Consider the following 15,402-nt stretch of genomic DNA (forward strand, 5'->3'; position numbering starts at 1 on the left):
AGCAGGTTGGGAAGCATAAGAGTTCATGGCTTTATTAAATAATCATCGTGCTGTCTTTGCGGCATATGCTTTAGCGCCATTGGTGGCTATGGTGAGCACGGCAAGCCACGCGCAGACGTGGAAAATCAATTTGCGGGATGCAGATTTAACCGCATTTATTAATGAAGTGGCTGATATTACGGGCAAGAATTTTGCAGTTGATCCGCGGGTCCGCGGCAATGTTACGGTGATTTCCAACAAGCCGCTGAATAAAAATGAAGTCTACGACTTGTTTCTGGGGGTGCTGAACGTCAATGGCGTTGTGGCGATCCCATCGGGCAATACCGTCAAGCTGGTGCCGGACAGCAATGTGAAAAGCTCAGGCATTCCCTATGATTCGCGCCACCGCGCAACGGGGGACCAAATTGTGACCCGGGTGATTTGGCTGGAAAATACCAACGCCAATGACTTGATTCCTGCTTTACGCCCGCTGATGCCGCAATTTGCGCATTTATCTGCGGTAGGCGGCACCAATGCTTTAATTGTGTCTGACCGCGCCAGCAACATATATCAGCTGGAAACCATTATCCGCAATCTGGATGGCACAGGGCAGAATGACATTGAGGCTGTTACGCTTCAATCCAGTCAAGCGGAAGAAATGATCGGCCTCTTGGAAGCCATGACCTCTACGGGCGCTTCAAAAGATTTAAAAGGCTCGCGTGTGCGCATCATTGCGGACAACCGCACCAACCGCATCATTATTAAAGGCGATATGCAGTCGCGGAAGCGTATCCGGCAGACCATCGAGATGCTGGATGTGCCGCCTGCAGACCGTTTAGGCGGATTGAAAGTATTCCGGCTGAAATATGCCAGCGCAAAAAACTTAGCGGAAATCCTGCAAGGCCTGGTAAGCGGGCAGGCAGTGTCCAGCTCTAATTCTGGTTCATCCAATTCATCGTCCAGTTCTAATAATGCCATCAGCAATCTGCTGAATAATTCGAATTCAAGTTCCAGCAGCTCATCCATGGGAGCTTCTTCGGGGATCAACCTGAACTCAGGTTCGAATAATCCAAATGAAAACAGCATCAGCAGCTTTAGCGCCAATGGGGTCAGCATTATTGCGGATACCACACAGAATTCCCTGCTGGTGAAAGCCGACCCGCCATTGATGCGGGAGGTTGAATCGGCTATTTCACAGCTGGATACCCGCCGTGAGCAGGTGCTGATTGAAGCGGCGATTATTGAAGTGGAAGGCAGCGATACGGATCAGCTGGGTGTGCAGTGGGCGCTGGGTGATTTAAGCAGCGGGATTGGCTTAATCAATTTTGACAATATCGGTTCCAGTTTAAAAAATATTGCAGCGGGCTATTTAACCGGCGGCGCAGCGGGGGCGGGCAGCGCGATTGGCGCGGGCACCTCACTGATCTTGGGGGATTATAAAGAAAGCGCTGACGGCTCACGCAAGCTGTATGGCGCGATGATTCAGGCGCTGAAAGAGAAAACCAAATCCAATTTGCTGTCGACACCGTCCATTTTAACCATGGACAACGAAGAAGCCTATATTGTCGTGGGGGAGAACGTGCCGTTTGTGACGGGTTCTGTTTCAACCACATCTTCAGGCACAGCCAATCCTTATACCACCATTGAGCGCAAGGATGTAGGCGTAACCTTAAAAGTGGTGCCGCATATCGGTGAAGGCGGCTCTGTGCGCTTAGAGGTCGAACAGGAAGTGTCTAACGTTAAGGCCAACAAAGGCCAAGCCTCAGATTTGGTGACCAGCAAGCGCGCCATTAAAAGCTCCATTTTGGCTGAGCATGGCCAGATTATTGTGCTGGGCGGCTTGATCTCAGATGATACGGCCTATACGCGGCAATCCGTTCCAGGTTTGGGTGCGATTCCGGGCCTGGGGCGCTTATTCCGTTCAGACGGCAAATCCAATGTGAAGCGCAATTTGCTGATCTTTATCCATCCGACCATTGTGGGGGATGCCAAAGATGTGCGCAAGCTGTCGCAGCAGCGCTACAGCCAGCTGTACAGCCTGCAATTGGCGCTGGATGATGACGGCAACTTTGCCAAATTGCCGGAAAATATCGAAGACATGTATCAGCAGAGGATTCCGGTTTCGAAGATGCCGGTCAATCCGCCGAAGCCGGCTTATCAGGCGGTTCCATCGGGCGGCGCGCAGCAGCAGCCGGCGGTTCAGGTTACGCCTGTGGCGATAGAGCCGGCAGTGAAGCGGCAGGTGGTGACTGTGCCGAATGGAGCGCGTCAGTCACCTGCGCCTTAATGTATTGCTGCGCAGCGGGAAAACATGGGCAGAACATGCGGTTGATGAATTTAGACTGCAGCATGTATGATGAAATCAAAATCAGATAGAGAATCATTTCATGACTTGGAAACTACAAGGCATTACTGGAGAGCAAACAGGGCGGGAAATCAGCATTGACCGTGATATGCTGATTGGGCGTCATCAGGCTGCGGATATTGTCCTGCAGCAGGCTGAAATTTCCCGTAAGCATGCTGCATTTTATTTAAGGGATCAGGCGCTTTGGGTGCAGGATCTGAATTCATCGAATGGCACATTTGTGAATGACGTGAAGATTGAAAATGAAGCGCTGTTAAAAGAGGGTGATATTGTTCAATTCGCCAGCTTAAAATTTTCAGTTTTGCAGCCCGCCCGCACTTTGGATGATGCTGAAGAGAAAGCGCCAGTGCAAACCCCGCCGGCTGAAGCTGCGGTGCAGCCATCTGAAGCGGTCGCTGTATCAGAAACCGCCCAGTCAGCAGCGCCAGTGACGGCGGCAGCGCAGAAGATGAATGATCAGGGCATGCCTGATTTGAAAGAGCGCCATGAAGGCGTACAGCTGAGCCGTGACGGCATGCCGCAAAATGTCGCTGTGCCAAAACCGGCGCCAATTCCAGAAGGTGTCGATATCAGCGCGGTGAAGCCTGACCCGGCGCCAATTCCCGTTGAACAGCCGGTGACACAGGTTGAACAGGAAAAAGAACAGCAGAAAAATGCATCTGTTGGCCTAATGAGCGTGATTGTCATTATTATTTTGGCAGTTTTAGCATGGCTGTTCTTTAAGTAAGCCGCGCTTGGACTGCAATAAGGCATGCAATCGCATGCCTTTATTGTTTAAGCTGAAGATATATGGAAAAGAGGACCTTATGTTGAATCTGAATTTAGCGGAAAAACAGCTGATTTTATTTGATTTGGACGGCACGCTGGTTGATTCGGCCACAGATTTATACCGTGCGATGAATATGAGCCTGAATGCATTGCAGCTGCCCCTGGTCACTGAAGCGCAGGTGCGGGTTTGGGTTGGAAAAGGCACTTCCATTTTTTGCAGCAGCGTCTTGGAGCATTTAACCGGTATTGTGGACGCTGCGCAGCATCAGCTGCTGCTGGAGACCTTTTTGAAAATTTATAATGCCGATCCGTGTGTGGAAACGCAGCTGTTTCAGGGGATTCAGGAATTTTTAGATTGGGGCAAAGCGCAAGGGAAAACACTGATTTGCGTGACGAATAAGCCTGAGCAGCCGGCCCGCATGATTGTTGAAAATTTGGGAATCTCCAGCTATTTTGCAGATGTTATTGGCGGTGACCGTTTTGAACAGCGCAAGCCGCATCCGCGCCAGCTGCTGCATTGCGCAGATTATTATCAGACTGAAAAAGCAAACATGCTGATGGTGGGTGACTCATCGAATGATGTGGAAGCGTCGCGCCGCGCGGGTATAGATTGTATTGTGGTCAGCTATGGCTATAATCATGGTGAAAATATTCAAGATTGCCAGCCGCAGCTTGTGGTGGATGATCTTCGGGAATTGCTTGCGTAATACAGTGCATTGAAGGAATAAACATGAGCAGCAGAATGGTTTTTCGATGGCGGAACTCAGTCCAGCAATCCAATAAAACTGAATAGCGCCAATCAAAATAGAGAAACCGCATGACCACGCAAAGCCAATTCGATCAACTCAAAGCCCAGGGCTATAACCTAATTCCTGTCTACCGCCAGCGCCTGGCGGACACGGAAACACCATTATCTGTATTTGCCCGTCTAAAAGGGCATAAGCAGGCCTATTTATTCGAATCCGTGGAAGGCGGTGAAAACTGGGCGCGCTATTCCATTATCGGCTTAGGCGAGTCGACTGTATTTTCCTGCAATGCGGGCGTACTGACGGTTCAGCAGGCAGATGGCGGGATCAGCAAACAGCAGTGTTCAGATCCCTTCCAATATATCCGTGACTTTCAGGCGCTGTACCGCGTGCCTACCCAGCAGGATCTTCCGGCGCTGCCTAGTTTTACCGGCGGCTTGGTGGGCTACTTTGGCTATGATGCGGTGCGCTATATCGAGCCGCGCTTAAATAATGTGCCGGAAGCTGATCCAGTCGGCTTGCCTGATATCTGGATGATGCTGTCTAAGACCGTGATTGTTTTTGATAACTTAAAAGACACGCTGTTTTTGATTGTACATGCGGATGTGCAGGATACAGATGCCTATGCTCAAGCGCAGAGTCAGCTGGATGCGCTGGAAGAGCTGCTGGCGACCCCTGTCAGTCTGAAAGCGCAGAAACATACTGCGCCGCATTTTGAATCGTTAACAGGTCATGATCAATTCATTGCTTCTATTGCTAAAGTTAAGGAATACATTAAGGCAGGTGATGTGATGCAGGTAGTGCCTGGGCACCGCATGGTTTCAGATTTTGACGGTGATCCATTGCAGGTTTACCGCGCGCTGCGCCATTTAAATCCATCGCCGTACTTATTCCTGGTGCAGGGGCAAACCTTGGAGAATGATCAGCCCTTCCATATTGTCGGTTCGTCCCCTGAAATTTTATCGCGTTTGGAAAATGGCATTGCCACGGTGCGTCCGCTGGCGGGGACGCGTCCGCGCGGCAAGACCAAAGAAGAAGATCTGGCTTTGGAAAAAGATTTGCTGTCAGATGAAAAAGAAATTGCAGAACATTTAATGCTGATTGATTTGGGCCGAAACGATGTGGGGCGTGTATCCAGAATCGGTAAAGTGCAAGTCACCGATCAGATGGTGATCGAGCGCTATTCACATGTGATGCATATTGTGTCGAATGTGCAGGGTGAAGTGCGTGATGATGTGGATGCCTTGGATGTTTTTAGAGCAACATTCCCTGCAGGCACGCTTTCCGGTGCGCCAAAAATCCGCGCGATGGAAATTATTGACGAAGTTGAACCGGTAAAGCGCGGAATTTTCGGCGGCGCTGTGGGTTATCTAGGCTGGCATGGTGAAATGGACATGTCGATTGCCATTCGAACCTGCGTTATCCGTGAAAATAAAGTCTATGTGCAGGCGGGAGCGGGGGTGGTTTATGACTCAAATCCTGAATCTGAATGGAACGAAACCCAAATAAAAGCTCGCGCAGTGATCAAAGCGGTTGAATTATCATCAAATGGATTGATTTTATGAGTTTTTGACGGTTTTTTTTAAAAAAACACTTGCAAGGATTCTGAGTTTTGCTAAACTGCACACCGTTCCGATACGAAACGTACGAAACACTAAGAAACGCCGGCATAGCTCAGTTGGTAGAGCAACTGACTTGTAATCAGTAGGTCCACAGTTCGAATCCGTGTGCCGGCACCATCTTAGAGAGTTGAGTAAGTAAAGTAAAGAACAGCACTGAAGCAAGTGTAAAATGGTGAGGTTCCCGAGCGGTCAAAGGGGGCGGACTGTAACTCCGCTACGAAAGTTTCGAAGGTTCGAATCCTTCCCTCACCACCAATTTTAAGACTTCTAGAAGTGGATTGTGCCAACATCGTGCGGGAGTAGCTCAGTTGGTAGAGCGGCAGCCTTCCAAGCTGCATGTCGCGAGTTCGACCCTCGTCTCCCGCTCCATTCTAAGTTCTTATATTTGCTCTTATAGCTCAGTGGTAGAGCACTCCCTTGGTAAGGGAGAGGTCTCGAGTTCAAATCTCGATAAGAGCTCCAGATTACAGTTTAGTAGATTATCTACAAAGTTTTTAAAAAGCAGGCTTATTAGTCTGCTTTTCAAGTATTTGGTGTCTGATTTTTTTAGACGATGTGTCGATACCGAGTTGTTTATACCTGTGTTCGACGTAAACGAGGAAGATGAACATGGCTAAGGCTAAGTTTGAACGTAATAAGCCACACGTTAACGTGGGCACAATCGGTCACGTTGACCATGGTAAAACTACTTTAACAGCTGCGATCGCAACTGTATGTGCGAAGAAATTCGGCGGTGAAGCGAAAGATTACGCTGCAATCGACTCTGCACCAGAAGAAAAAGCACGCGGTATTACAATTAATACTTCACACGTAGAATACGATTCTCCAATCCGCCACTACGCTCACGTAGACTGCCCGGGCCACGCCGATTATGTTAAAAACATGATTACTGGTGCTGCTCAGATGGACGGCGCGATCCTTGTATGTGCTGCGACTGACGGCCCAATGCCGCAAACTCGTGAACACATCCTTCTTTCTCGCCAAGTAGGCGTTCCATACATCGTTGTATTCTTGAACAAATGCGACCTTGTAGACGACGAAGAGCTTCTTGAATTGGTAGAAATGGAAGTTCGTGAACTTCTTTCTACTTATGACTTCCCAGGCGACGACACTCCAGTAATCCGTGGTTCAGCTCTTCTTGCGTTGAACGGTGATGCTGGCCAATACGGCGAAGAAGCTGTAGTTGCTCTAGTTGAAGCGCTTGACACTTACATCCCAGAACCAGAACGCGCAATCGACAAGCCATTCTTGATGCCTATCGAAGACGTATTCTCAATTTCAGGCCGCGGTACAGTAGTAACTGGCCGTGTTGAAGCTGGTATCGTGAAAGTAGGCGAAGAAGTTGAAATCGTTGGTATTAAAGATACAGTTAAAACAACTGTAACTGGCGTAGAAATGTTCCGTAAGCTTCTAGACGAAGGCCGTGCGGGCGAGAACTGTGGTGTTCTTCTGCGTGGTACTAAGCGTGAAGACGTTCAGCGTGGTCAAGTATTGGCTAAGCCAGGCGCGATCAAGCCGCACACTAAATTTGACGCAGAAGTATACGTGCTTTCTAAGGAAGAAGGCGGCCGTCATACTCCATTCCTTAACGGTTACCGTCCACAGTTCTACTTCCGTACAACTGACGTAACTGGCGCGATTCAGTTGAAAGAAGGCGTTGAAATGGTTATGCCTGGTGACAACGTAGAAATGTCAGTAGAGCTTATCCACCCGATCGCTATGGACGCTGGCTTACGCTTCGCGATCCGTGAAGGCGGCCGTACAGTTGGTGCTGGTGTAGTGGCTAAAGTTACTGCATAATACAAGTTGTAAAAATAAATCGAGGGCTTAGGCTCTCGATTTATTCTGCAGGTCAGTAGTTCAATTGGTAGAGCGTCGGTCTCCAAAACCGAATGTTGGGGGTTCGAGTCCCTCCTGGCCTGCCAAATTTTTCAAAAAGAAGCTTGATGCTGGCTAAACTGGTCATATAATAAGTCGCGAATCCTACGACGAGTACAAAAATGTCGAATGATAAATCGCGTGACGCATTGAGCGACGCGCCAATTCCCCAAAGAAATAATTCAGCTGAAGTTGTAAATTCTGGTTCCCTTGTAGATATTGTTCTATGGGTGGTTGCCTTGATTTTATTGGTCGGAGCAATGCTTGCGAATCAGCATCTGCCAGCGTATTGGGCGCCTGCAAATGATGTTTGGGTGCGCGTTGGGGTAATTTTGGCTTGTATCATCGTGGCTTTAGGTTTATTATACGCCACCCATCAAGGCAAAGGCTTTATCCGTTTATTGAAAGATGCGCGGATTGAGTTGCGACGTGTGACTTGGCCTACAAAGCAAGAGACTGTGACCACATCTTGGCAAGTTCTTGCAGTAGTTGTTATTGCATCTATTGTTTTATGGTGCTTTGACTATGTTTTAGGCTGGTTAATGAAGTTTTTTATCGGGTAAGAGAGCTATGAAACGTTGGTACATTATTCATGCCTATTCAGGCTATGAAAAACAGGTGTTACGCTCACTTAATGATCGAATCCAGCGCAGCGCTGTAGCCGATAGCTTTGGTGAAGTCCTTGTCCCTACTGAAGAAGTGGTGGAAATGAAGGATGGCAAAAAGCGTAAATCAGAGCGTAAATTCTTTCCAGGCTATGTATTGGTCGAAATGGAAATGAATGATGAGACTTGGCACATTGTTAAAGAATGTCCAAAAGTATTGGGTTTCATCGGCGGTACAGCGGAAAAGCCTGCACCGATTACGCAAAAAGAAGCTGATGCGATTCTTGCTCGTGTACGCAATACTGGTGAAGCGCCTCGTCCTAAGACGATGTTTGAGCCAGGCGAAGAATTACTGGTAATTGACGGTCCATTCACAGACTTTAAAGGTGTGGTGGAAGAAGTCCTTTACGAAAAATCGCGCTTAACGCTGACGATTAATGTATTTAACCGTCCAACGCAAGTTGAATTGGAATTTCGCCAAGTCGAAAAATCAGTTTAATTTGAATTGGCTGGTAAACGCCCGATTTGTTATGAGTCGGGCATTGTTGTTGTAACGGTATCGTTACTTTAAATGTATGGGGAGCCTAGCGGCGTCAGTACCCAGAGGTAATTGAAATGGCTAAGAAGATTGACGGCTATATCAAGCTGCAAGTTCCAGCTGGTAAAGCAAATCCATCTCCACCGATTGGTCCTGCACTAGGTCAACGCGGTGTAAACATCATGGCATTCTGTAAAGAATTCAATGCTGCGACACAAAAAGTTGAAGCTGGTCTTCCAATTCCAGTAGTGATCACTGTGTACAACGACAAGTCGTTCACATTCATCATGAAAACTCCGCCTGCTGCGATTCTGCTTAAGAAAGCTGCCGGTATTCAAAAGGGTTCAGCTGTACCTAACAAAACTAAAGTTGGTAAGTTGACTCGCGCTCAGTTAGAAGAAATTGCGACTACTAAAGAACCAGATTTAACTGGTGCTGATTTAGACGCACGTGTACGCACCATTGCTGGTTCTGCGCGTTCTATGGGCTTGGAAGTGGAGCTATAAGACATGGCTAAATTAACTAAACGTCAAAAAGCCATTGCTGCTGCTATTGAAGCAAACAAAGTTTACACTTTGGAAGAAGCAGTACAAGTTCTTAGCAGCCTGCCTGCTGTAAAATTCAAAGAATCTTTGGATGTTGCGGTAAACCTGGGTGTTGATCCTCGTAAATCTGACCAAGTTGTTCGCGGCGCGACTACACTTCCTGCAGGTACTGGTAAAACTGTACGTGTTGCTGTGTTTGCTCAAGGCGCTGCTGCTGAAGCTGCTAAAGCTGAAGGCGCGGACGTTGTTGGTTTTGATGATCTTGCTGAAAGTATTCAAGCGGGTAACCTTGACTTTGACGTGGTAATTGCTGCTCCAGATGCAATGCGCGTTGTGGGTAAGCTGGGTACGATTCTTGGTCCACGCGGCTTAATGCCGAACCCGAAAGTGGGTACTGTAACTCCTGACGTAGCAACTGCAGTTAAAAATGCAAAAGCTGGTCAAGCGCGTTACCGTGTAGACAAAGCGGGTATCATCCACGCTGCGATCGGTCAAGTAGGTTTCACTGCTGAAGCTGTTCGTTCAAACGTTGAAGCATTAATTGCTGACCTTAAGAAAGCAAAACCTGCGACTTCTAAAGGTATCTACATTCAAAAGATCACTTTGAGCTCAACTATGGGCCCTGGTCTTGTTGTTGAAGTGGCAAACGTTTCTAAATAAGTTTCGGCTTATTACAGAATTTTAAAGCCCTGAGTAATATTTGAAGCGCTGCTTCAAATATTGCGCAAGCAAAACCGGTTTCGGACTGCTTGCAGACTTAGGCAAACTTTGAATTGATAAATTTATTTATCAGCGTCAAAGACCTCAGGCGAGAGTGATTTCGATTGCTTTCTTAATTTTCCAGCCTGAGTAGACGCGGTGGTGTGATTTGTTCATCCTCCGCGTGCAAGTTCAGTGATGAACTTGCGAATTGGGAGTGTGCTTCGCGTAAGCACATAAATCACCGTTAGGAGGTTTTACAATGGCTCTTCTTATCGAAGGCAAAAAACAGATCGTTGCTGAAGTAACTGAAGTTGCTTCTACTGCGTTTGCTGCTGTTGTGGCTGACTACCAAGGTTTAACTGTTGAGCAATTAACTGCTCTTCGTGTTGAAGCTCGTAAGTTGGGTGTTGCTACACGTGTTGTACGTAATACTTTGGCTAAACGCGCTCTTCAAGATACTCCATTCAATATCTTGAACGACAACCTTGTTGGCCCAACAATTTTAGCTTTCTCAACTTCTGCAGATGATATGGGTGCTGCGGCACGCTTATTTGAAGAATTTGCGAAAACTAACAAAGCATTTGAACTTAAAGCTGCTGCGTTTGAAGGCAAACTTTATCAAGGCGAAGAAGTTAGCGTTATCGCGAACCTTCCAAACCAAGAGAAAGCGCTTACTATGCTTGCAAGCGTTCTTCAAGCTCCTATTTCGAAATTGGGCCGCTTGCTTACAGCGCTTCAAGAGAAAAACGAGTCAGAAGCTGCATAAGCTCAAACTTAAACACACATCATTCAATACCCATTTGGAGTTACTCTCATGGCTTTAACAAACGAAGAAATCTTAAACGCAGTTGCTGAAAAAACTGTTCTTGAACTTGTTGAACTTATTTCTGCTTTCGAAGAAAAATTCAACGTATCTGCTGCTGCTGTAGCTGTAGCTGCAGGTCCTGCTGCTGCTGCTGCTGAAGAGCAATCAGAATTCAACGTAGAGTTGACTTCTTTCGGCGCGAACAAAGTAGCGGTAATTAAAGCAGTTCGTGAAGCGACTGGCCTTGGTCTTAAAGAAGCTAAAGACATGGTTGAAGGCGCTCCTGCAGTTCTTAAAGAAGGCGTTTCTAAAGAAGAAGGCGAAGAACTTAAGAAGAAACTTGAAGAAGCTGGTGCTACAGTTACACTTAAGTAATCTTAAGAGGAGCCGATTTTTTTATAATCGGCTCCAGAAAATGGCTGATGGCTCTTGGGTCATCAGCCTTTTTGCGTTACAATAATCGGCTCGATTTTTGTTTGCATGATATAAAAATCATACAAATTAGAAATACAGATAAATGTCAAACGCTTACCAATATTTTTCCGTTTAAAAAATATTGTTAAGCGTTTTAATACCACTATAAATTGCAGCATTTGTCAAAGTGGTGGCCATATCGGCCTGCGTAATTCCTTCTAAACCCGTTCTGCAGGCGGGTTTAGTTTACTTTCCGAGGACTCCAGATGGCATACTCATATACCGAAAAGAAACGGATCCGTAAGAATTTTGGTAAATTGCCCAAGGTAATGGATGTTCCGTACTTGCTCGCGATTCAAGTCGACTCGTACAGAACTTTCTTGCAAGATGGCAAAACTCCAAAAAACCGCGAAGATATCGGTCTCCAAGCCGCATTTCGTTCAGTTTTTCCTATAGAAAGTTATTCTGGCAATGCTGCTTTAGAATTTGTTGAGTATAGTCTTGGTAAGCCTGAGTTTGATGTGCGTGAGTGTATTCTCCGCGGCTCAACTTATGCAGCGCCAATGCGTGTAAAAATTCGTCTGATCTTAAAAGACCGCGAAACTAAATCAATCAAAGACGTGCGCGAGCAAGAAGTCTACATGGGCGAAATGCCGCTCATGACTGATAACGGTACCTTCGTTATTAACGGTACTGAGCGTGTCATCGTATCTCAATTGCACCGTTCGCCGGGCGTGTTCTTTGACCACGATAAGGGCAAAACCCATTCAAGCGGTAAAGTGCTTTATTCAGCGCGGATTATTCCTTACCGCGGTTCATGGTTAGACTTTGAATTTGATGCGAAAGACCTGGTCTTTGTACGTATTGACCGCCGCCGCAAATTGCTTGCGACTGTGGTGCTTCGTGCCTTAGGTTACAACAACTCTCAAATTCTTGATTTGTTCTATGAAAAAGTGCCTGTCTACCTAGACATGGGCAGCTATCAGATTGATCTTGTGCCTGAACGCCTGCGCGGTGAAATGGCCCAATTTGATATTGCTGATAAAGACGGCAAAGTCATTGTAGAGCAAGGCAAACGTATCAACGCGCGTCACGTGCGTCAGATGGAAGCAGCAGGGCTTGAGAAGCTTTCTGTTCCAGATGAATACTTGTATGAACGCATTATTGCTGAAGACGTGGCTTTACGCGGCGGCGATGTGATTGCGGCAAATACCGTGCTTAGCCATGAAATTATGGTGAAATTGGCTGAAGGCGGTGTGAAGCAATTCAACATCCTGTTCACCAACGATATTGACCGCGGTTCATTCATCGCGGACTCTTTGCGTGCAGATACAACGTCCAGCCGTGAAGAAGCGCTTGTAGAAATCTACAAAGTAATGCGTCCAGGCGAGCCGCCGACGAAAGAAGCGGCTGAAAACTTATTCAACAACCTGTTCTTCTCTTCTGAACGTTATGACCTGTCTCCTGTAGGTCGCATGAAGTTCAACCGCCGTTTGGGCCGCCCTTACGAAGTGGGTACAGATCAGAAGTCACGTGAAGTTGAAGGCATTCTTTCAAACGAAGACATTACAGATGTTCTTCAAACACTGATTGAAATCCGCAACGGTAAAGGTGAAGTCGATGATATCGATCACTTGGGTAACCGCCGTGTGCGTTCTGTCGGTGAAATGACAGAAAACCAATTCCGTGTAGGCCTAGTTCGTGTAGAGCGTGCTGTTAAAGAACGTCTATCTCAAGCTGAAACTGACAACTTGTCTCCGCAAGATTTAATCAATGCGAAGCCAGTTGCTGCTGCAATCAAAGAATTCTTTGGTTCAAGCCAATTGTCTCAGTTCATGGACCAAAACAACCCATTGTCTGAAATTACACACAAACGTCGTGTATCAGCGCTTGGGCCTGGTGGTTTGACTCGTGAACGCGCGGGCTTCGAAGTACGTGACGTACATCAAACTCACTACGGTCGTGTGTGCCCAATTGAGACTCCTGAAGGTCCAAACATTGGTTTGATCAACTCACTTTCAGTTTACGCTAAATGTAACAACTTCGGTTTCTTGGAAACTCCATACCGTAAAGTTGTTGATGGCCGTGTAACGGATGACGTTGAATACTTATCTGCAATTGAAGAAGTAGGTACTGTTATTGCACAGGCCGATTCTGGCGTCGATAAAGACGGTAACTTGCAAGAAGAGTTTGTTTCTGTACGTCATCAAGGTGAATTCGTACGTATGCCTCCTGAAAAAGTGACGCATATGGACGTGTCTGCACAACAGGTTGTATCTGTAGCAGCATCATTGATTCCGTTCCTTGAACACGATGACGCCAACCGTGCATTGATGGGTTCGAACATGCAGCGTCAAGCTGTGCCTACGTTAATTGCTGACAAGCCGCTTGTAGGTACAGGCATGGAAGCAAATGTAGCGCATGACTCTGGTGTGTGTGTAATTGCGAACCGCGGCGGCCGCATTGAATTTGTTGACGCATCACGTGTCGTGATCCGTGTGAATGAAGACGAAATGGTTGCTGGTGAAGCAGGCGTAGATATCTACAACCTGATCAAATACACCCGTTCGAACCAAAACACCTGTATCAACCAGAAAGTTCTTGTAAAACTGGGTGATAAAGTTGGCCGCGGTGACGTATTGGCTGATGGTCCATCGACGGATGGCGGTGAGCTGGCGCTGGGTCAAAACATGCGCGTAGCGTTCATGACTTGGAACGGTTACAACTACGAAGACTCGATCTTATTATCTGAGCGCGTACTTCAAGAAGACCGTTTGACGTCTATTCACATCCAAGAATTATCATGCGTCGCGCGTGATACTAAACTGGGTGCTGAAGAAATCACTGCGGATATTCCAAACGTGGGTGAAGCTGCACTGTCTAAGCTTGATGAATCAGGTATTGTTTACATCGGTGCTGAAGTCACTGCTGGCGATATCTTGGTTGGTAAAGTGACGCCTAAAGGTGAAACTCAGCTGACTCCTGAAGAAAAACTGCTTCGCGCAATCTTCGGTGAAAAAGCGGCTGACGTAAAAGATTCATCTTTACGTGTATCTTCATCTGTGAAAGGTACGGTTATTGACGTTCAAGTGTTTACACGTGATGGTCTTGAAAAAGACGAACGTGCTCAAGCAATTGAAAAAGCGCAGTTAGATGCATACCGCAAAGACTTGAAAGAAGAATACAAAATCTTCGAAGAAGCTGCGCGTGAACGTATTGTGCGCTTGCTAAAAGGTCAAGAATCGAATGGCGGCGGCACAACTAAACGCGGTGACAAACTTTCTGAAGAAGTATTGTCTGGTTTAGAGCTTGCTGATCTGCTTGAAATTCAGCCTACAGACGAAGGCATTGCTGAGCGCTTAACTCAAATTCAAGTGTTCTTGAAAGAGAAGAGCACTGAAATTGATGAGAAATTTGCTGAGAAAAAACGCAAACTTTCTACAGGCGATGAGCTTACAACTGGTGTATTGAAAGTTGTTAAAGTTTACTTAGCTGTAAAACGCCGCATCCAGCCGGGTGATAAGATGGCGGGTCGTCACGGTAACAAAGGTGTTGTATCTAACATCTTGCCTGTAGAAGACATGCCGCACGATGCCAACGGTGTTCCTGTAGACGTGGTGCTTAACCCGCTGGGTGTACCGTCACGTATGAACGTGGGTCAGATTCTTGAGACTCACTTGGGCATGGCAGCGAAAGGTCTTGGCGACAAAATCGACAAGATGATGAAAGAGCAGCGCACTGTTCTTGAACTTCGTGAATTCTTAGACAAGATTTACAACAAAGTTGGCGGCGAGCAAGAAGATCTTGACAGCTTAACTGATGATGAAATCTTGGCGCTTTCAGGCAACCTGCGTGCAGGTGTTCCTTTGGCAACGCCTGTATTTGACGGTGCTGAAGAATCACAAATTAAAGAATTGCTAGAGCTTGGCGGCATTTCACGTACTGGTCAAACAGTATTGTATGATGGCCGTACTGGTGAGCGTTTCGACCGTCCTGTAACTGTAGGTTACATGTACATGCTGAAACTGAACCACTTGGTAGACGACAAAATGCATGCGCGTTCTACTGGTTCTTATTCTCTTGTTACGCAGCAGCCATTGGGCGGTAAAGCGCAGTTCGGTGGTCAGCGTTTCGGTGAGATGGAAGTCTGGGCACTGGAAGCATATGGCGCAGCGTACACGCTCCAAGAAATGCTTACAGTTAAGTCGGATGACGTTGAAGGCCGTACCCGCATCTATAAGAACATTGTAGATGGCAACCATTATATGGATCCGGGCATGCCTGAATCGTTCAACGTATTGACCAAAGAGATCCGTTCTTTAGGTATCAACATTGAACTGAAAAATGGTGACTAAGAAATCTCCCCCGACCCCTCTTTGAAAAAGAGGGGAGAAAATCCCCCTTTATAAAGGGGGATTTAGGGGGATTTTCAAGA

Annotated in this window: 12 protein-coding genes and 5 tRNA genes; all 17 read left to right on the forward strand. The window is 46.9% G+C overall.

Annotation, left to right across the window (positions count from 1 at the left end):
• Positions 1–25 precede the first annotated feature (25 nt).
• The 17 genes from gspD (at position 26) to rpoB (ending at position 15,322) form a co-directional block, all read left to right on the forward strand.
• On the forward strand, positions 26–2,266 hold the full coding sequence (gene gspD, locus F941_RS01315; RefSeq protein ID WP_005006967.1) for a type II secretion system secretin GspD: 2,241 nt from the start codon (positions 26–28) through the stop codon (positions 2,264–2,266).
• Between the two features lie 100 nt (positions 2,267–2,366).
• Positions 2,367–3,071 carry an FHA domain-containing protein gene (locus F941_RS01320; protein ID WP_005006969.1) on the forward strand — a complete coding sequence of 235 codons (705 nt, stop codon included), beginning with the start codon at positions 2,367–2,369 and terminating at the stop codon, positions 3,069–3,071.
• 79 nt (positions 3,072–3,150) lie between these two features.
• The gene (locus F941_RS01325) at positions 3,151–3,819 is read left to right on the forward strand and encodes a phosphoglycolate phosphatase (protein ID WP_005006971.1); all 669 of its coding nucleotides are present in this window, start codon (positions 3,151–3,153) and stop codon (positions 3,817–3,819) included.
• A gap of 110 nt (positions 3,820–3,929) precedes the next feature.
• A complete protein-coding gene (gene trpE / locus F941_RS01330) occupies positions 3,930–5,423 on the forward strand; it encodes an anthranilate synthase component I (protein WP_005006974.1) in 1,494 nt (497 codons plus the stop codon).
• A 98-nt stretch (positions 5,424–5,521) separates the two neighbouring features.
• Positions 5,522–5,597, forward strand: a tRNA-Thr gene (locus F941_RS01335).
• 54 nt (positions 5,598–5,651) lie between these two features.
• Positions 5,652–5,735: transfer RNA gene (locus tag F941_RS01340), tRNA-Tyr, on the forward strand.
• A 38-nt stretch (positions 5,736–5,773) separates the two neighbouring features.
• A tRNA-Gly gene (locus F941_RS01345) sits at positions 5,774–5,849 on the forward strand.
• A gap of 18 nt (positions 5,850–5,867) precedes the next feature.
• A tRNA-Thr gene (locus F941_RS01350) sits at positions 5,868–5,942 on the forward strand.
• 147 nt (positions 5,943–6,089) lie between these two features.
• Positions 6,090–7,280 (forward strand): elongation factor Tu, encoded by a 1,191-nt coding sequence (tuf, locus tag F941_RS01355; protein WP_005006977.1) that lies wholly within the window; start codon positions 6,090–6,092, stop codon positions 7,278–7,280.
• Positions 7,281–7,329: 49 nt separating this feature from the next.
• A tRNA-Trp gene (locus tag F941_RS01360) sits at positions 7,330–7,405 on the forward strand.
• Between the two features lie 75 nt (positions 7,406–7,480).
• Complete coding sequence (gene secE / locus F941_RS01365) at positions 7,481–7,921, forward strand: preprotein translocase subunit SecE (RefSeq protein WP_005006978.1); 441 nt, start codon at positions 7,481–7,483, stop codon at positions 7,919–7,921.
• 7 nt (positions 7,922–7,928) lie between these two features.
• Positions 7,929–8,462, forward strand: coding sequence for a transcription termination/antitermination protein NusG (gene nusG, locus F941_RS01370; RefSeq protein WP_005006980.1), 534 nt, complete (start codon positions 7,929–7,931; stop codon positions 8,460–8,462).
• 116 nt (positions 8,463–8,578) lie between these two features.
• The gene (gene rplK, locus F941_RS01375) at positions 8,579–9,007 is read left to right on the forward strand and encodes a 50S ribosomal protein L11 (RefSeq protein ID WP_004868049.1); all 429 of its coding nucleotides are present in this window, start codon (positions 8,579–8,581) and stop codon (positions 9,005–9,007) included.
• 3 nt (positions 9,008–9,010) lie between these two features.
• Positions 9,011–9,706, forward strand: coding sequence for a 50S ribosomal protein L1 (gene rplA / locus F941_RS01380; protein ID WP_005006981.1), 696 nt, complete (start codon positions 9,011–9,013; stop codon positions 9,704–9,706).
• A 301-nt stretch (positions 9,707–10,007) separates the two neighbouring features.
• A complete protein-coding gene (gene rplJ, locus F941_RS01385; protein ID WP_004692769.1) occupies positions 10,008–10,514 on the forward strand; it encodes a 50S ribosomal protein L10 in 507 nt (168 codons plus the stop codon).
• A 48-nt stretch (positions 10,515–10,562) separates the two neighbouring features.
• A complete protein-coding gene (gene rplL, locus F941_RS01390; protein WP_005006983.1) occupies positions 10,563–10,928 on the forward strand; it encodes a 50S ribosomal protein L7/L12 in 366 nt (121 codons plus the stop codon).
• A gap of 305 nt (positions 10,929–11,233) precedes the next feature.
• Complete coding sequence (gene rpoB / locus F941_RS01395) at positions 11,234–15,322, forward strand: DNA-directed RNA polymerase subunit beta (RefSeq protein ID WP_005006986.1); 4,089 nt, start codon at positions 11,234–11,236, stop codon at positions 15,320–15,322.
• The last annotated feature ends 80 nt before the right edge of the window (positions 15,323–15,402 follow it).

Origin of the sequence: Acinetobacter bouvetii DSM 14964 = CIP 107468 (assembly GCF_000368865.1) — a bacterium.
Classification (GTDB): Bacteria; Pseudomonadota; Gammaproteobacteria; order Pseudomonadales; family Moraxellaceae; genus Acinetobacter; species Acinetobacter bouvetii.